We start from the raw sequence: 17,287 nt of genomic DNA, 5'->3' as shown, positions 1-17,287 counted from the left end.
AAAGTCAATGCCTTAACTTAATGACATTGCTCTCCGGAGTTCTTTTTTTATGTCCTTTTGTCATTTTTTACTACTTAAAGAGATCGTTAAAGGCCTCGCTCATGGTCGGGTGGGTGTAGATTTGGTCGCGCAGGAAGCTGTAAGGCAGCTTGGCCTGCATGGCCAAGGTAATTTGGTTGATCAGCTCATGGGATTCCAGGCCATACAGGCTGGCCCCCAGGATCTGTCCGCTTGCCGGGTCAACCAGGGCCTTGAAGAAGCCCTGGCTGTCCTTGGCTACCTTGGCCTTTGGAATAGCGGCAACTGGCAACTTGAAGAGCTGATAGCTGATCCCGGCTTTTTGGGCGGCTTTTTCATTAAGGCCAACAGCTGACAGAGGCGGAGTAATGAAGACGCTGGTCGGCAGGATTTGCCGGTCACTGACTTTCCGCTTGCCTTCGCCAAAAAGCTGGTCCTTGACAATCCGGAAGTCATCTAAAGAAACATAGGTAAATTGAGGTCCACCCTTGACGTCCCCTAAGGCCCAGACCTGGTCGGCGCTTGTTCTTAAATGGTCATCAACCTTGATGTTGCCCCGGTCATCTGTCTCAATCCCGGCTGCCGTCAGATTAAGGTCAGCCGTGTTGGCCCGCCGGCCAGCCGCGACTAAGATTTTGTCGGCTGAAAGCTGCATTTTTTCACCGCCTAATTGGTAATGGGCTACGACCTTATCAGCTTCATCGCCGACTTTATCGACATCCGCGCCTAAGATGAATTTAACTCCAACTGCTTCCAGGTCAGCCTTGACAGCGGCTCTGATATCATCGTCTTCTCTTGGCAAAAATTCCGGGCTATGGTCCAAAACAGTCACCTGGCTGCCAAAATTGGCAAACATGGCCGCGAATTCCAGACCAATGTAGCCGGCCCCCAGGATCAAGAGCTCTTTTGGCAGGTCGTTTAGATCCATGGCTTGGGTGGAGTCCAGCCGTTTCTTGCTTTCCTTTAAGCCAGGAACTGGCGGCAAAACCGGGCTGGCCCCGGTGTTGATGAAGATCCGGTCACCTTGAAAACTCTGCTTGCCTGCCGGGCCAGTGACTTCAATCTCTTTTTCGCCGATAAAATGGGCTGCCCCATCAAGCACGGTCACTGTCTCTTCTTGGGCCAACATCTGGTAGTTTTTCTCCCGCAAAAGGGCTGTCATTTCATTTTTACCAGCTACTGCCTCAGAAAAATCACTCCCGACCCCTGCTTCCAAAATCAAGCGCTTAGACGGCAGGCAGGCGATGTTGATGCAGGTTCCCCCGTACATCTTGGGTGACTTTTCAACCAAAAGAACCTCTTCGCCTTGCTGGCCCAGGAACTTAGCTAGAGTTTTGCCCCCCTTGCCAAAACCGATGATGATGTTTTTGACTGTCTTCATTGTTTCGTTTTCTATCATTTTTAAACATACTTTCTTAAGCCTTAACTAACTTTTTGTAAGTTGGTTTAAGTATACCTCATCTCTTCCTTTTTGTCAGCACTTTACTTACAAAAAGTAATTTTTTTTTGGGATAAAAAAGAAAGACCGGTCAAACCGATCTTTCTGTCAAAAACTTTCTTAAGTTAAGCTCCCGGCCCCTTGGTCCGGACAATTTCCGCCAGATTCTTGCATCCCTGAACCAGGTCCGCCATGCCAACCATCGGGGAAATCTCTGCCCGGCTGATCCGGGCCCCGGTCAAGATGTAGTCTTCGGCTTTTTCTTCTACAGCAGGAATCTTCTCTTCAGGGGCACTATTTTCTTGCCCTTTATCTGCCTTTTTGCCTTCTTCAGGCTTAAAGTGATCCTTTAAGAGCCAAACCAGGTTGGTCCGCCGCTCATTGCCCTTCACGGCCAGGGCTTGGGCAAAAGCACGCTCTTCCCCAACCATGACCAGCTTGCTGGAGGCCCGGGTAATGGCCGTGTACAAGAGATTGCGCTTCAGCATGATGTAGTTCTGCATGGTCAGGCAGAGGATTACCAGCGGAAATTCTGAACCCTGAGACTTATGGATGGTGATGGCATAAGCCCGGGTCAGGTTGTTTAAGTCCAGCTGGGTTAAGGCAACTTCCTTCCCGTCAAAATTAACGATCAGCTTGATGTCGTCATCCTCATCTTCCATTTCGGGTTCAACCGCAATCACCTTACCGATTTCCCCGTTGTAGATGCCCTTCTCGGGGTTGTTTTGCAGCTGCAGAACCCGGTCATGGAGGCGGAACTGCTCTTGGTGGGCTTCTACGACCTTGCTAGTCTCGCTTACCGGATTAATGACATTCTGCAAGACGTCATTTAAGTGGGTAATCCCGCTCTCGCCCCGGTACATGGCACCTAAGACCTGGATGTCGTCAGCTGGAAAGCCGCTCTTGAGGGCGGCGCGGGTAATCTGTTCTACTGCGCTGGCCACATTGCGGGGACCGCATGGAATAAAGGAGTAGCTCTTGGTCTTTTGCGTCAGCATCTCCGGATTAGCCCCTTGGTTGACGGCGTGAGCAAGCGGGATGATGGTTGAGCCATCTTTTTGCCGGTGAACGACCGTCAACTTAGTAGTTGGAATAGTCCTTGAGGCAATTAAATCCGCAAACACGTTGCCGGCCCCTACCGATGGCAGCTGGTCCTTGTCCCCCACGAAGACCACGTGCTTAACGTTCTTGATGGCTTCCAGCAATTTTTCAAACAAGTAGATGTCAACCATCGACATTTCGTCAATGATCAAGATCTCGCCTTCCAGCTCTTTAAGGTCAGCATCTCCCCCGTCAATCCCAAGGCCAAGCAGCCGGTGGATGGTTCTAGCTTGGTAGCCCGTCACCTCGCTCATCCGCTTGGCGGCCCGGCCAGTTGGGGCGGCTAGCAGGATATTGTCTTCAGCTTCCTCTTCGTCAAAACCGGTTAGTTCTTTTAAGGCTAAAAGGATGCCGTTGATGATCGTCGTTTTCCCGCTGCCGGGACCCCCGGTCAAGATAGAAACCGGCTTGGTTACCGCATTTTTGATCGACTGCTTTTGCTCAGGGTCATAGGATATCTCAAGTCGAGCCTCTGCATTTTCGATGGCCTCGCTTATTTCCGCATCCTCGTAATCGCTGTCTTTCGTCTTTAAAAGGCGCTCAATCTCAAAAACAATATTGCTTTCAACCTCATAAGGCTGCTTGAGGCTGGCCCGGTTATTGACAGCCACGACTTTCCCCTTTTCCTGCAGGCTATTGACGCCATCGGCTAGGCGGTCAAAGGGACAGTCAGTTAATTCATTAGCACGCTTTAAGAGGTCCTCTAAGTCTAAATAGGTTTCCCCATCTGCCCCTAGCGCTTGGAGCAAGACCGCGATGATGCTGCCTTCGGCCCGCTCAAGAGATGTCATTTTGATGCCAAAATGCCTTGCCAGCTGGTCAGCCATCTTAAAAGAATAGCCGGTCACGTCAAGAGGCTCATAAGGATTGACCTGGAGCTTTTGCAAGGTTTGGTCATGGAACTTTTGGTAGAGTCTAGCCGCAACTTTTTTATTAACGCCAAAAGGAGCCAATTTTAAGTAGAGGTCGTCAAATGAGTCAATGGACTTCAAGCCGGCCAGCAGGCTGTCTTTTTGCTTTTGAGTCAGGTCAAGCTGGGCCACCTGGCTTGGATCAGCCTGGAGGCTCTTTAAGCTGTCTGGGCCCAGCTGCTGGACGATCTTAGCGGCTGTTTTTTCCCCGATGCCCGGAAACTTGTCTGAGGACAGGTACTTTTCCACGCTGCCGTCCCCGCTTGGCAAGACTGCTTGGCAGGCATCAGCTTGAAACTGCAGGCCATAGCGGGGGTGGGTCACCAGCTGGCCAGTAAACTGGTATTCTTGCCCCTCTTCCAGGTCGCCAAAGGTGCCAGTAACCTTGATCTCATCGTCATCGTAATCTGGCACGGGACTAGTCAGGTCAATCACCAGAATTTTATACATGTTTTGCGGATTTTGGTAGATAATGCTCTTTAAAGTACCGGTAATTTCCATCATCTTGTACGTCCTTGCTTCTCGCTCTTACTTCTTATCTTGCCCGCCCTGCTTTTGTCTGACCAGTTTTAACAGTGACTGGTACTGGTTTTTAGCCTGCTTGTAGTATTTGGGATCCATTTTTTCTGCCTTGGCAAAAAATTGGTCCACCCGGTCCCGGTCAGCTTCAAGGCAGCTGACCCCCAGCAAAAAATTCACCTTAGCTGAGCGCTTTTTCTCCGGAATGGCCAAAAAGCTGCCTTCAGCTGCTTTTAGATCGCCCAGTGCCAGCCAAATGTCACCAAGCAATTCTTTGACCTTGTCGCCTTGCTCTTTAATAGACAGGGCATGGGCCAAGGCACGTGAGGTCTGCCCCATTTTGAGGTAAACCAGGGCCTTTTGATAGAGAGTCAAGTCATCATTCGGGATGTTTTTTAACAATGCCAAAGATTTGTCAAAGTCACCATTGGCATAATAAGCTACAGCTAGGTCATAGTCCAGGTCGCCAGGATTGTCGACTAATCCTCTAGCCTTCTCCAAAAGCTCCTGGGCTTGTTCTGGGCTGCCCTGGTCTAATAAATAAGTGGCCAGCTGCATGTAGTTATTGGCATTTTTGGGCTCTTGGTCAATCAAGGCAATCAACTGGTGAATTGCCTCTTTGCTCTTGCCAGCTTGGTAGAGCTCATCAATTTGCTTGTTTTCGTTCATCATAAGCCGTCCGTTTCTGACATCTGGTGGCCAAGAGGCTTAACGTCTGACCACTTGACCAGGTCAAACTTGCCGCCATCTCGGCTCTTCAAAATGGTTAGGCTGGTATTGTAGATTACGCCGTTTTGCCTTAAATGAGACAGGTCATAGCCAAGCAGCGCCCCCATGATGGCAGATAAAACAGCGCCGTGGCTGACTACCAAGATCTTGTCGCTGTCTTTAGGGTATTTTTCCGCCATTTCCTGGCCAAAAGAGAGGCCTCTTTCCATGGCGCTTTGGTAGCTCTCCCCACCAACTACAGCTGCATCGTATTTTTCTGGGTGGTGCCAAAAGTTGTCGATTTCTGCTGGAAAAAGCTTTTCTGCATCAGCATACTTCATCCCTTCCAGTTGCCCCAAATTCATTTCCCGCAGGCGTTCATCTAAGTGGATGGGCAGGCGGCACTGGGCTGCATCAGCAACGCCCTGAGCAGTCTGTCTGGCCCTTTCCAAGGGACTGGAATAAACGGCTTGAAAGTGGGTCCCGCGCAGGTAGTGGCCCATTTTTTCAATGTCCTCCCAGCTGCTCTTTAAGAGCTTGGAGTCGCCTTGCCCCCCTTGAAAGCGTTGTTCCAGATTCCATTCGGTCTTGCCATGTCTGATAAAATAAATCTCCATAAATTATTTTCGCCTCTTCGTAAACTGTCTTCTTCATTATAGCAAAAAAAGGCCGAGTCAAATTGACTCAGCCTTGCTAAAAAGCAGATATTAAACTAATTGCAGCTGCCGGGCTTCCTTCCAAGCAGCATCAATGTTGCCTCCGCCCAGACACTCTTCGCCGTTATACAGGACCAAAGCCTGACCTGGCGTTACCGCTCTAGCTGGTTCATCAAAGTAAACGTCAGCCGTCTTAGTGGCTGCGTGGTACTTAACGTATACGCCGACGTCGCATTGGCGGTAGCGGAACTTAGCCGTTGCCTTAAATTCCACATCGTGGTCGGGGTTGCCGGTAAAGAAGGTCATGCCAGATGCTACCAGGCGGTCAGCGTATAAAAGCGGACTGTCATAGCCTTGTTCCACGATCAATTGGTTCTTGGACAGGTCCTTGCCAACCACAAACCATGGAGCGGTAGATTCCTTGGTTGAGCCCAGACCCAGCCCCTGTCTTTGGCCGATGGTGTAGTACATAAGTCCGGCGTGGTGGCCTACGACTTGCCCATCTGGGGTCACCATGTCACCGGCTTGGGCTGGCAAAAATTCGCTTAAGAAGTGCTTGAAGTTCCGCTCACCGATGAAGCAGATCCCAGTTGAATCCTTCTTCTTGGCCGTTGCCAAACCAGCTTCTTCAGCAATTTGCCGCACTTCTGGCTTGGTCAAGTCTTGCAATGGGAACATCACCTTCTTGATCTGTTCTTGGCTCAGTTGACTCAAGAAGTAGGTCTGGTCCTTGTTGCCGTCCTTTGGCCGCATCATGTGGGTGACGCCTTGGTCATCCACCATGGTCTTGGCATAGTGGCCCATGGCCAGGTAGTCAGCATCCAAGTTCATGGCGTAGTCCAAGAAGGACTTAAACTTGATTTCGGTGTTGCACATGATGTCTGGGTTTGGCGTTCTGCCAGCCTTGTATTCCTTCAAAAAGTACTGAAAAACTCTCTCCCAGTATTCTTTTTCAAAGTTGATGGAGTAGTAAGGAATGCCGATCTTGTCAGCAACCTTTTTGACATCTTCAAAGTCTTCCGTTGCCGTACAAATGCCATCATCCCGGGTATCATCCCAGTTCTTCATAAAGACGCCGACCACGTCATAGCCTTGTCTCTTTAAGAGCAAGGCTGCGACTGATGAGTCGACGCCCCCGCTCATGCCGACAACGACCCTGATCTTGCTCTTGTCAACCATTAAAAATCAATCCTTCACTTCAGATAAAATCTTGCGCTCCTCCAGGTCCTTCAAAATGTAGTTTAAAAGTTCCACCGTTGGAGCCAGCTGCTTATTTTTGAAAATATTTACTTTTTGCAAACCGCTTGGATCCGTAACGACCATGGTGAGGTGACTCAAATCGCTCTTAACCGTCATCTTCAGCTTGGTCGTCGCGTTGTATGGAGATTCATTGTAAAGTGGGTGTTCGTAGACGAAGTTGCCCCGAGCCGTCTTTTGAAAACCGGCATCGATCAAGGCATAAAGCTTCACGTCTGGGTTCAAAACAAACTTTCTTTGATCGCCATTGATTGTCACAGTATTAGCCATAAAGTAAAACCTCGCTTATTAATTGTAAGTATTTTTCTAAAAAAAGCAAGAATTTAGTCTTGCGTCTTCTTTTCTTGCATTCTCTTGGCCACCTTGATCAAGGCATCCGCAAAGGCAGCCACCTCTTCGGCCGTGTTGTAGCGGCCAAAGGAGACTCTGATTGACTCCGAAATCCGCGGAGAGTCTGGTCCAAACATGGCAGTCAAGACATGAGATGGAGTCAAGCTCCCGGCCGTACATGCGGATCCGCCAGAAATGGCAAAGCCAGCAAGGTCCAAGTTGGCGATCAAGAGGTAAGTGGAAGCGCCCTTGATCCGTAAGTTCAAGACGTGGTGAGAAACCAGACCAGTCAAGGGGCTGTTGACTTCGTAGTCAATGCCAGCTTGGTCTAAGCGGTCTAAGACCAGCTTTTGGAAGTTGGTGTACTTTTCCTGCAATTCTGCCTTAGAAACTTCTTGGGTTTCCTCTACAGCCAGGCCAAAGCCGGCGATGCCGGGCACGTTTTCCGTACCAGCCCGCCGCTTCAGTTCCTGGTCACCGCCGTAAATCAGGTTTGGCAGGCGGATGCCGTCTCTTTCGTACAAAAAGCCTAAGAACTTTGGCCCATTGATCTTGTGGGCCGAAGTGGACATAAAGTCAATCTTCATATCTTGCACGTCCAGGTCAATATTGCCAAGACCCTGCACAGCGTCCACATGGAAGTAGGCGTTAGTCTCAGCGACCATCTCACCGATTTCCTTCAGCGGGTTAACGGTGCCAACTTCGTTATTGACGGCCATGACTGAAACCAAGATGGTATCAGGCGTCAGGGCTTGTTTTAAGTCATCTAAAGAGATGCGGCCATCCCGGTCAACGTCCAGATAAGTAACGCTGTAGCCTTGGCTTTCCAGTTTTTGCATGGACCGCAAAACGGACTCGTGCTCAATCTTGGTCGTGATCAGGTGCTTGCCGATGTCTTTTCTCAGTTCGGCCACGCCAAAAATGACATTATTGTTGCTTTCTGAACCACCAGAGGTAAAGATGATTTCCTGGTCCTTGGCGTTAATGGCTTGAGCAATGGTATGACGGGCACTTTCGACCACGTTGCGGGCCTTGCGGCCAAAGCCGTGGGTGCTTGAGGCATTGCCAAAGTCATTCTTCATCTCATCGCTAATCAAGTCAATGACGGCTGGCGACATAGGAGTCGTCGCCGCATTGTCCAAATAAATCTGCTCCATTAAAACTCACTCTCCTGCAAGAAATTGACGATCATGTCGGCAGCCTTGGCCCCCACCTTTTTGACAAAGGCAGCAAAGTCATCATCCGCATTTTCATCGCCGTTGTCAGAAATAGCTCTTAAGGCAATCAGGGGCACGTTAAAGTGGTAGGCCACTTGGGCAAAGGCTGCCCCTTCCATTTCACAGCACAGGGCATCTGGGAAGTTCTTGATGATTTCGTCTTTTTGCGCCTGAGAAGAGATAAAGGAGTCGCCAGTCACCACTAGGCCTTGGTGATACTGAATGCCCTTTTGGTCCAAAAATGCCTTGAACTGGTCCCGAGCTGGGGAATCTAGCACAAAGCGGGCAGGCTCTTGCGGAATTTGCCCTTCCACATAGTTGCCAGCTGAGGTGTTGTGGGCATCGTGGTAGGCAAATTCTGTAGGCAAGACCAAGTCTTCTTTGCGAACCTTGGCATTGAGTGAGCCAGCTGAACCCGTCATGATTACGAGGTCAATTTTTTCTTTGGCCAAGAGGCTGGTCAGGTTCATCGCTGCCTGCACCTTGCCAATCCCGGTTAAGCCCAGGTAAAGATCGTTTCCTTGAACGGAAAAATGTTCGAATTCTGTCGAACCGAACATTTCTTTCTTGCCTGAGGAAAAGTACTGGTGATAAAATTCGGCTTCTTCAGCCATTGGTACAACGATTGCAATTTTCATCGCTTATCCTCAATTCAATTAAAATTTCAATAAGATTACCCAAACTAGGATAATCAACAGACACACAATTAGAATAGCAAAGTTTAGCCTTCTTTTCAGGATTTTTGTCTTGTACTCTGCTGGAGATTCGGCTAAACCAGGCTCTTGCGGTCTTCTCGTATCTTTTCTCTTAGAAGCAGGAAAAGCAGCTGAATCAGCTGCTTCCTGAGTATTCTCTTGTTGCGCCTGGCGGCGTCTGTAATCGGAACGTTTTTCTGTCATAACTCTAACCTTGTGAACCGGTCAGCAGCATGTTTTCCCATACGGAAATAGCATAAATGGTCTTAGCATCAACTATTTTGCCCTCTGTTAACAGGTTCTTTAATTCTTCTAAGCTATACCAGTCTGCTGTCAAAAATTCGTCATCATCCAAAGCCAGCTTGTTTTCAACTTGGCTTAGGGTGTCACAGTAGTAAAGGTAAAGCTTTTCATTACTAAATCCTGGTGAAGTGTAGAATTCGGAGACCTTTTCCCAGTATTCGGCTTTAAGGCCCCCTTCTTCATTTAACTCCCGCTTCATTGCATCCAAGGGACTCACGTCGGTGACATCAATCATTCCAGCTGGAATTTCTAGAGTCAATTGCTTTACGGCTTCACGCCACTGGGTAACCAAGAGCATCTTTTTTTCATTGTTGATGCAGATGGCGGCAGCGGCTGGCCGGTGGTCAACCAGCTCTCGGGAAGCGGTCTTGCCGTTAGGCAGATTCACGGTTTCAACGCTGACGCTGATAAAATTGCCGCGAAAAGCTTCCTTTGATGAAATTTCAGTTTCTTTTAAATCCATACGTCATTCCTTTGCTTAGTCTTTGGCCAAGTAAACGTTAATGCACTGCAAGCCGTTCTTACCTTGGGCAAGCTGGTATCTTACCCTTTGGCCAACTTCCAGCCTCTTATAGCCCTCCTCCTTGATGGCGGTATAAAAGACAAAATATGATTTGTGGTTTAGATCGTCTTCGATAAAGCCAAAACTGGCTTTATCATCAAACTGTTTGACAATACCGGTTCTCATTACTTTTCCAGACCTTCTTCAAGTGCTTCGGGGTGATCCAGTGCTACTACGCTTGCGCAGCGGCCACACAATTCTGGCAGGCGATTGTCAGCGCCAATGTCAGTTCTGATCATCCGGCAGCGAGGACAAACTTCACCTTCGGCGTGACGGACAACAACGCTTGCGTGGTCAAACTTGTCAGCATCTGCAGGAACTGGGCCTTGGCCGAACTTGAGCTGGGAAACGATCAAGATTTCCCGGAAGTCTTCACCAGCAAGCTTATCAAGTGCTGCTTGGCTTTCTTCGTCTGGGTAAACCGTTACTTCAGCTTCAAAGGACTTACCAATCAGCTTTTGGTCACGGGCCTTTTCCAGAGCCTTCAAAACGTCATCGCGCACCTTCATGAAGGCGTGCCAGTCTTCCTTCAATTCGTCTTGACCATCATAGTCTTCGATTTCTGGGAAGTTTGACAGGTAAACGTCATCTTCGGCTTCCTTGAGGTATTCCCAAACTTCGCCCATGGTGTGCGGCAAGATTGGAGCCAAAATCTTAGCCAGCTTAACGGCTGCATCATAGATGACCGTTTGCATGGAGCGGCGAGCGTGGCTGTCTTGGGCTTCAATGTAAAGGACGTCTTTAGCGAAGTCTAAGTAGAAGGCTGACAAGTCATTGGTGATGAACTTGAAGACTTGCTTGTAAACATCGGCAAAGTCGTACTTCTTGTAGTCAACCAGGCATTCAGCTACCAGGTCATTCAACTTAACTTCTAGGTATTGGTCGATCTTGCGCAGGTCCTTGAAAGCAACCCGGTTTTCCTTTGGATCAAAGTCACTGGTGTTGGCCAGCATGTAACGGAAGGTATTTCTGATCTTCCGGTAGGCTTCTGACACTTGCTGCAGGATTTCCATAGATACGCCAACGTCGGCTGAGGAGTCAACTGAAGCTACCCACAAGCGGATAATTTCAGCACTCATCTTCTTGATGACATCGTTAGGAGAAATGGTGTTGCCAAGGGACTTAGACATCTTCCGGCCTTGCCCGTCCAGGGTGAAGCCTTGTGACAAGACTGACTTGTATGGCGCTACCCCATTAGCGGCCACGCTAGTGATCAAACTAGAGTTGAACCAGCCACGGTATTGGTCGCTGCCTTCCAGGTACATGGAAGTTGGGTATTGAACATCGTAGCCCAAAGCCCGAACGCCGCTCCAGGATGTCCCTGAGTCAAACCACACGTCCAAGATGTCCGTTTCCTTAGTAAACTTGCCATTTGGTGAGTGTTCTGAAGTGAAGCCTTCTGGAAGGAGGTCTTCAACTGGGTGGGTAAACCAAGCGTTTGAGCCTTCCCTTTCAAAGAGGTCAGCGACGTGGTTGATGGTTTCTGGAGTCACGATTGCCGTACCGTCTTCAGCGTAGAAGATTGGCAATGGCACGCCCCAAGCTCTTTGCCGGGAAATTACCCAGTCGCCCCGGTCCTTGATCATGTTGTAAAGACGGGTCTTGCCCCAGGATGGGTAGAAGTCGGTCTTTTCGATTTGGTCCAGGATTTGGTCTCTAAACTTGGAGATTGACGCAAACCACTGAGTCGTTGCCCGGTAGACAACTGGCTTCTTGGTCCGCCAGTCATGAGCTGCAGAGTGGACAAAGGTGCTGTAGTGCAGCAGGTTGCCAGCAGCAGCCAATTTGTCCTTGACGATGTCGTTGGTGTCCGTGTAGAACTTACCAACTAAGTCCTTGTCTGGGATTTCTTCGGTGAAGCAGCCCTTGTTGTCCATTGGGGACAAAACGTCAAAGCCGTAGCGCATAGCGGTGTTGTAGTCGTCTTCACCAAAGCCAGAAGCGGTGTGAACCAGGCCAGTCCCATCATCGGCAGTAACGTAGACAGCGTTCATCAAAAGGCTTTCTCGGCCTTCCAGGTATGGGTGCTTGGCAACCATGTATTCCAGGTCAGTCCCCTTCAGGTGCTGAACGGTCTTGTAGTCGCTCCAGCCCAAGATTTCCGCTACTGCTTCCAGGCGCTCAGTCCCGACCACGTAGCGGCGGTCACCAACTTCAACGACTGAGTAGTCAAACTTTGGGTTAACCGTGATCCCTTGGTTTGAAGGAATGGTCCATGGGGTAGTGGTCCAGATCAAGAAGTAAGTGTTCTTTTCATCCAGCTTGCCCTTGCCATCCTTAACTGGGAAAGAGATGTAAATGGATGGTGATTCAATATCGTGGTATTCAACTTCGGCTTCAGCCAGGGTTGATTCACTGGACCAAGACCAGTAAACAGGCTTCTTGCCTTGGTAGATGTAGCCATTTTCAAACATCTTGCCAAAGACGCGGATTTCTGCAGCTTCAAACTCTGGCAGCAAGGTGATGTATGGGTGGTCCCAGTCACCAATCACGCCCAGACGCTTGAAGTCAGTCCGCTGCTTTTCTACTTGGCTCATGGCAAAGTCATAGCACAGCTTGCGGTAAGCAGCCCGGTCCATGGTCTTGCGGTCAACGCCTTGCTTGGTCAGTTGCTGCTCAATTGGCAAACCGTGAGTATCCCAGCCTGGAGTGTAAGGAGCGTAGAAGCCTGCCATGTTCTTGCTTCTGATGATAATGTCCTTAGTAATCTTGTTCAAGGCGTGACCCATGTGGATGTTGCCGTTGGCAAATGGCGGGCCATCGTGAAGGTCAAATCTTTCATGACCTTCATTCAGCTTCAGTCTTCTTTGGTAAAACTTCTGATCTTCCCAGTTCTTTTCCCATTCCGCTTCCCGCTTTGGCAGGTTGCCGCGCATTGGGAACTTGGTCTTGCCAAGATTCAGCGTATCTTTAACTCGCATATAAAAATCCTTTCGATAAAACAAAAAATCTCATCCTGAATAGGACGAGATTCTCGTGGTACCACCTAAATTGAGCCTATTGCTAGACCCCACTTATTGCCAACTTATCGGGTCAGCTGCCGGTCAGACCAATTGGCAGCTGATCGCTTTCAGGCCTTTTGTTAATCTTCCACCATCATTAACTCGCTAGATTCGCCTTCAAGCTTGACTGTCAGTCTGAGTTTATTAATCAAAATTATGCAATAGATAAAAAGTAATGAGAAAACTTTTATCTACATTAAAAGAGTTTAAGCCATTAACTCAGGCATGTCAAATGATTATTGCCTTTTTGCGGGCCAAAATTGTCCTTCAAGGTGAAAACGTCCCTTCTTGGTCGGATAAATTGATAAGATCTTCACCCGGCCAAAATGGCGCAGGCTGACCAGGTCACCAATCTGCACTTCTTTTTCCGCCTTCGTTTCCGGATGCCAGTTAAGGCGAACTTCTCCAGCTTCTAGAGCCTGCTTGAGCTGGGTCCTAGATTTGCCGCTTAAAGCCGCTAAAACCGCATCTAAGCGGAGAGATGCCGCAACCCCGTCAAGAGCCTTTGACCCATCTTCAATGGCCAGGAGGTCCCGCATTTCCACTTCTTCCAACTTCACCTTGACCGGCCCCATCCGGTAGATATTTTCGCTGAAAAAAGGCACTAATTCTTTTTCTGCAAAAAATTGCCAGCGGCCCTGGCCATCAGTCACGATATCGCCAAAGGTCTCGGTTTTGACGCCGGAATTGGCCAAGCTGCCCAGGATTTGGCTGTGCCTTAGCTGGGCAAACTTTTGCGGATAAGAAATTTCCAGTAAAGAAACGCCAAATTCTTTTTTGGGCAAGGGCAGCCAGTCACTAGTCAAATAAACCCGCTTTTTCTCTGCTTCATCATAGCCGCCATATTCATCCAGCATGATTTCGCCGCCAGCAACTGCTTGTAAAATCTGCCTTTTGCGGGGATCCAAGAAGTCGGTTAAGACTGGTTCACCCTGGTAAAGAACCCGATTAAAAAGACCAACAAAATAGTCAATTGTTGGTCTTTCTTCTTGTTCAAAATAAGGGTAAAAGCTGCTAGCTTGTTTTTTCTCCATCATGCAAAGATCCTTGCTAAGATGTTAAAAAGCCAGCCTAGTGCCACGCTTTGGATGAAATAGATAACAAACAAAGCAATCATCGGTGAAATGTCAATTCCAGTGGAGTAGATCAAGCGCAGAACTGGTCCTTGCCGGAACAAGTTGATAAAGGGGTTGACCAAGCGGTCGATCCATTGACCAATTTGTGATTGTCTTACGCCCGGAATCCAAGACATGAAGGCGTCGATGACGATTAATAAACTGTAGGCCTCACAAATAAAATTGAGCAGGCGGTACAGGATCAGTAAAAAACTCATCATTAACCTAAAGTATCTTTCTTATCCAGCAATTCGGTAATCTTGCCGTCCGTTTCAAACTTTGGTGGAGTGGCCAAGAAAATTTTGTCGCCAACGCGTTGAATTTCGCCATTCAAGGCGTAAACGGTCCCGGTGATAAAGTCAACCACCCGGCGGGCAGACGCATCGTCCATCCGGGAGAAGTTGATGATAATCGCCTTTTGGTTGAGCAAGTTCTGGGCTACTTCCTTAGCATCAGAATATACTCTTGGCTCGTACAAGACAATCTTGCTTGGGCCAGCGTTAACCTGACCAGACTTAATGGAAACGACATTGTTTTCACGCGTATTGCTGCGCATGTATGCAGTGCTATCCACTTGGTCATCCATCATTTGGTCTTCGTAAGTGTCTTCTTCGTAGCTTTCACTGTCGCCAAAGCCGAAAAAGTCCTTAAGCTTGTTGCTGCTCATTATTTAGTCGCCTCCTTAGCGGTCACGGCGATGCTTAAAGAATGGGATGTCGTCATCATCATCGTCATCGTCGTCATCAGTGCTGATGTCAATTTGAGAAATCATGTTGCTTTGGTCAGCCGCAAATGGTGCTGATTCTTGCTCTTGGGCCTGCTTTTCAGCCTTAGAGCTTTGCCGTCTAGAATAGTCATCATCGTTCAAGCCCCAAACGCTGGTTGGGTCCATCATGCTGGCTGGCTTTTCTTCCTTGACTTCTTCTTTAGCTTCTTCCTTAACGGGTTCAGCTGCTTCTTGAACTTGTGGCTTTTCTTCTAAAATCTTAGGAGCTGGGGCCTTTTCGCGAGAAGCTGAAACTTGGTGACCGCGCCCTGGCAATTGACTGGATGCTTCTTCTTCAGCAGCTGAGTCAATCCCAGTAGCGATTACCGTTACTACGACTTCGTCGCCCAGGTTAGGGTTGATGGCCGTACCGAAGATGATGTTCACGTCATCGCCAGCTGCGCTCTTCACGATATCTGAGGCATCTTGAGCTTCAAACAAGGTCAAGTCTGGGCCACCAGTGATGTTGAGCAAGACTTGCTTTGCCCCATCGATGGAAACTTCCAAAAGTGGTGAAGAAATCGCCATCTTGGTAGCTTCGGCTGAGCGGTTTTCGCCGCTGGCCCGGCCGATCCCCATCAAGGCAGCACCTTGGTTTTCCATGACCGTCTTCACGTCGGCAAAGTCCAAGTTCACGTAGTCGTTAGAAGTGATCAAGTCGGAAATGCCTTGAACACCTTGCTTGAGGACATTGTCGGCTTCCTTGAAGGCTTCCATCATCGGAGTCTTCTTGTCAACGATTTCCAGCAAGCGGTTGTTGGCAACGATAACCAAGGTGTCAACGTATTGCTTCAACTTGGCAATCCCTTCAGCGGCATTCTTTGACCGCTTTGGCCCTTCAAAGCTGAATGGGCGGGTAACGACCCCAACCGTCAAGGCGCCGGTTTCCCGGGCGATCTTGGCGATCACTGGCGCAGCACCAGTACCAGTACCGCCGCCCATGCCGGCCGTAATGAAGATCATGTCAGCGCCCTTTAATGCGTCTTCGATCGTTTCTTCGCTTTCTTCAGCAGCTTTTTGTCCGGTTTCTGGATGAGAGCCTGCTCCCAGACCCCGGGTCAACTTTGGCCCCAGCTGAATCTTAACTTCAGCCTTGTTGCTGTTTAAGGCTTGGACGTCAGTGTTAGCCGCGATGAAAGAAACGCCTTGAACGCCATCTTCAATCATCCGGTTAACCGCGTTGCCGCCCGCGCCACCAACGCCAATTACCTTGATAACTGCGTTGTTGTTGTCATCTGAATCAAAAGTAAAATCCATCTACTCTACCACCCTTAATCAAAGAACTTTCTGAAAAATGCAGCTAAGCCTTTGTCTTTGTTTTTGCTTTCTTTATTATTTTCTTCTGGGTCTGCTAGTTCTTGAGCGTCTTCAAACCCATCATGCTTAGTATTATTATAAGCTAAATCCCGATCCTTTTCATCAGTCCGGACAGCTCTTTTAAGATTTTTTTGATTATTGCTTGACGATCTAGTCGCTTCATTGGTTGCAAAAGCCTGATTATCATAAATAACCGTGTTTGCAATGTAGCCAATATCGCTTAAATCGCTGGCGTAGGCAACTAGGCCGTAAGCAACCGAATAGATCGGATTGCGCAGACCAATTTGGGCAGGCTGGTAGATCTTGGCTTTGACATCGTAGTCTTCTGCTACCAAGCCATCAATCCCCTGCAAAAGCGCGCTCCCGCCAGTAATGATAAAGCCAGCTGGCAGGCCCAAGGCGCCATGCTTATACAGGCCCTTGCCAACGTGCTTGAGGATCTGCTGCAGACGGGCAAAAATGATTTCGCTCAGGTACTTTTCGCTGACCAGGTTGTTTTGATCTTGGCCAACGGCTTTTACAGAAAACTTTTCATTTTCTGAAGCTAGCTCTGGATCAGCATAACCGTAGTCCCGCTTCAAGGCTTCAGCATCGCTCATGGTCGTTGAAAGCACCACGGAGATGTCATGGGTAATGTCGACAGCCCCTCTTAAGTCAACCGTAGCGTAGCGAATCTGCCCATCCTTGATGACCGTTGCCGTCGTGCTGCCGCCGCCCAGGTCCAGCAAGATCGCCCCAAAGGTTCTCTCTGCCTCGTCCAAGGCTACGCTAGAGACGGCCATTGGTGCTGGCACAAAAAAATTGTTGCTGATGCCGGCATGGGCCAAAGCAGTATTGATGTTGTGAATCTCGCTGGCTGGTGCCGTCATCACGATCCCTTGCACCAGCAATGACCGGGCGATCATCGTCCGGGGATCGTCAACGTCTTTTTCCCCGTCGATCAAAAAGCGGTTCGGGAAAAAGGAAACTGCTTGCCGGTCCTTCTTTTTAACAGAACTGATCGCTGCCTGCATGACGTGTCTCACGTCTTGGTCGGTTACTTCCCGGCCTTGGTCAGAAATATTGATCATGCCAGTAGTTGCTTCTAGCTGCAGCATGCTGATCGGCAAAGAAGTTACCACACGGAAAATATGGCTGCTGGTCTTTTCGCCAGCTTGCTTGAGCGCATTTTTTACAGATTCTGCGACTTGGTCAATGTCAACGATCTTGCCATGCCGCATCCCCTTGGTTGGGCTGGCCACGGCTCCATAAACCTGCAGCCCCTGCTGCCCAGCGTCGGCGACAACAACTTTGACGCTTGTGGTCCCAATGTCCAAGCCAACCAGTAAAGTTGAATTATCCAAGGTCTATTCCTCCAATACTATTACTTAAA

Annotated in this window: 17 protein-coding genes; all 17 read right to left on the bottom strand. The window is 49.0% G+C overall.

All coding sequences use genetic code 11. The annotated features are described in order from the left end of the window. Window positions 1-70: 70 nt before the first annotated feature. Window positions 71-1,417 carry an FAD-dependent oxidoreductase gene (locus FC20_RS03995; RefSeq protein WP_039943636.1) on the bottom strand — a complete coding sequence of 449 codons (1,347 nt, stop codon included), beginning with the start codon at window positions 1,415-1,417 and terminating at the stop codon, window positions 71-73. Window positions 1,418-1,581: 164 nt separating this feature from the next. After that, a complete protein-coding gene (gene recD2 / locus FC20_RS03990) occupies window positions 1,582-3,972 on the bottom strand; it encodes an SF1B family DNA helicase RecD2 (RefSeq protein WP_008461186.1) in 2,391 nt (796 codons plus the stop codon). Between the two features lie 24 nt (window positions 3,973-3,996). Continuing rightward, a complete protein-coding gene (locus FC20_RS03985) occupies window positions 3,997-4,656 on the bottom strand; it encodes a tetratricopeptide repeat protein (protein ID WP_008461185.1) in 660 nt (219 codons plus the stop codon). Beyond that, on the bottom strand, window positions 4,656-5,312 hold the full coding sequence (locus FC20_RS03980; protein ID WP_008461183.1) for a histidine phosphatase family protein: 657 nt from the start codon (window positions 5,310-5,312) through the stop codon (window positions 4,656-4,658). The genes FC20_RS03985 and FC20_RS03980 overlap by 1 nt, the downstream gene beginning before the upstream one ends. A 90-nt stretch (window positions 5,313-5,402) precedes the next feature. Continuing rightward, complete coding sequence (gene mnmA, locus FC20_RS03975) at window positions 5,403-6,530, bottom strand: tRNA 2-thiouridine(34) synthase MnmA (RefSeq protein ID WP_008461181.1); 1,128 nt, start codon at window positions 6,528-6,530, stop codon at window positions 5,403-5,405. A gap of 6 nt (window positions 6,531-6,536) precedes the next feature. After that, a complete protein-coding gene (locus tag FC20_RS03970) occupies window positions 6,537-6,878 on the bottom strand; it encodes a DUF1831 domain-containing protein (protein ID WP_008461179.1) in 342 nt (113 codons plus the stop codon). A 53-nt stretch (window positions 6,879-6,931) separates the two neighbouring features. Then, window positions 6,932-8,095: a cysteine desulfurase family protein gene (locus tag FC20_RS03965; protein WP_008461177.1), complete on the bottom strand. Its 1,164-nt coding sequence runs from the start codon at window positions 8,093-8,095 to the stop codon at window positions 6,932-6,934. Further along, on the bottom strand, window positions 8,095-8,793 hold the full coding sequence (locus tag FC20_RS03960) for a 5'-methylthioadenosine/adenosylhomocysteine nucleosidase (RefSeq protein WP_008461176.1): 699 nt from the start codon (window positions 8,791-8,793) through the stop codon (window positions 8,095-8,097). The genes FC20_RS03965 and FC20_RS03960 overlap by 1 nt, the downstream gene beginning before the upstream one ends. An 18-nt stretch (window positions 8,794-8,811) precedes the next feature. Then, window positions 8,812-9,054 (bottom strand): hypothetical protein, encoded by a 243-nt coding sequence (locus tag FC20_RS03955; protein ID WP_008461174.1) that lies wholly within the window; start codon window positions 9,052-9,054, stop codon window positions 8,812-8,814. A gap of 4 nt (window positions 9,055-9,058) precedes the next feature. Beyond that, window positions 9,059-9,616, bottom strand: a complete 558-nt coding sequence (locus FC20_RS03950) for an NUDIX hydrolase (RefSeq protein WP_008461172.1) — start codon at window positions 9,614-9,616, stop codon at window positions 9,059-9,061. Between the two features lie 15 nt (window positions 9,617-9,631). Continuing rightward, the gene (locus tag FC20_RS03945) at window positions 9,632-9,841 is read right to left on the bottom strand and encodes a cold-shock protein (protein WP_008461171.1); all 210 of its coding nucleotides are present in this window, start codon (window positions 9,839-9,841) and stop codon (window positions 9,632-9,634) included. Then, window positions 9,841-12,636 carry an isoleucine--tRNA ligase gene (gene ileS / locus FC20_RS03940; protein ID WP_008461169.1) on the bottom strand — a complete coding sequence of 932 codons (2,796 nt, stop codon included), beginning with the start codon at window positions 12,634-12,636 and terminating at the stop codon, window positions 9,841-9,843. The genes FC20_RS03945 and ileS overlap by 1 nt, the downstream gene beginning before the upstream one ends. A 317-nt stretch (window positions 12,637-12,953) precedes the next feature. After that, window positions 12,954-13,751 (bottom strand): YlmH family RNA-binding protein, encoded by a 798-nt coding sequence (locus tag FC20_RS03935; RefSeq protein ID WP_009558495.1) that lies wholly within the window; start codon window positions 13,749-13,751, stop codon window positions 12,954-12,956. Then, window positions 13,751-14,053 (bottom strand): YggT family protein, encoded by a 303-nt coding sequence (locus tag FC20_RS03930; protein WP_008461165.1) that lies wholly within the window; start codon window positions 14,051-14,053, stop codon window positions 13,751-13,753. The genes FC20_RS03935 and FC20_RS03930 overlap by 1 nt, the downstream gene beginning before the upstream one ends. Further along, entirely contained in the window at window positions 14,053-14,499 is a 447-nt protein-coding gene (locus tag FC20_RS03925) for a cell division protein SepF (RefSeq protein ID WP_008461163.1), read from the bottom strand. Before FC20_RS03925 ends, FC20_RS03930 begins: the two co-directional genes overlap by 1 nt. A 15-nt stretch (window positions 14,500-14,514) precedes the next feature. Further along, the gene (gene ftsZ / locus FC20_RS03920; RefSeq protein WP_008461161.1) at window positions 14,515-15,855 is read right to left on the bottom strand and encodes a cell division protein FtsZ; all 1,341 of its coding nucleotides are present in this window, start codon (window positions 15,853-15,855) and stop codon (window positions 14,515-14,517) included. Between the two features lie 14 nt (window positions 15,856-15,869). Beyond that, window positions 15,870-17,258 carry a cell division protein FtsA gene (ftsA, locus tag FC20_RS03915; protein WP_008461159.1) on the bottom strand — a complete coding sequence of 463 codons (1,389 nt, stop codon included), beginning with the start codon at window positions 17,256-17,258 and terminating at the stop codon, window positions 15,870-15,872. Window positions 17,259-17,287 lie beyond the last annotated feature (29 nt).

Origin of the sequence: Lactobacillus equicursoris DSM 19284 = JCM 14600 = CIP 110162, from assembly GCF_001434815.1 — a bacterium.
Classification (GTDB): domain Bacteria; phylum Bacillota; class Bacilli; order Lactobacillales; family Lactobacillaceae; genus Lactobacillus; species Lactobacillus equicursoris.
This window is presented reverse-complemented; position numbering and strand designations above follow the sequence as displayed.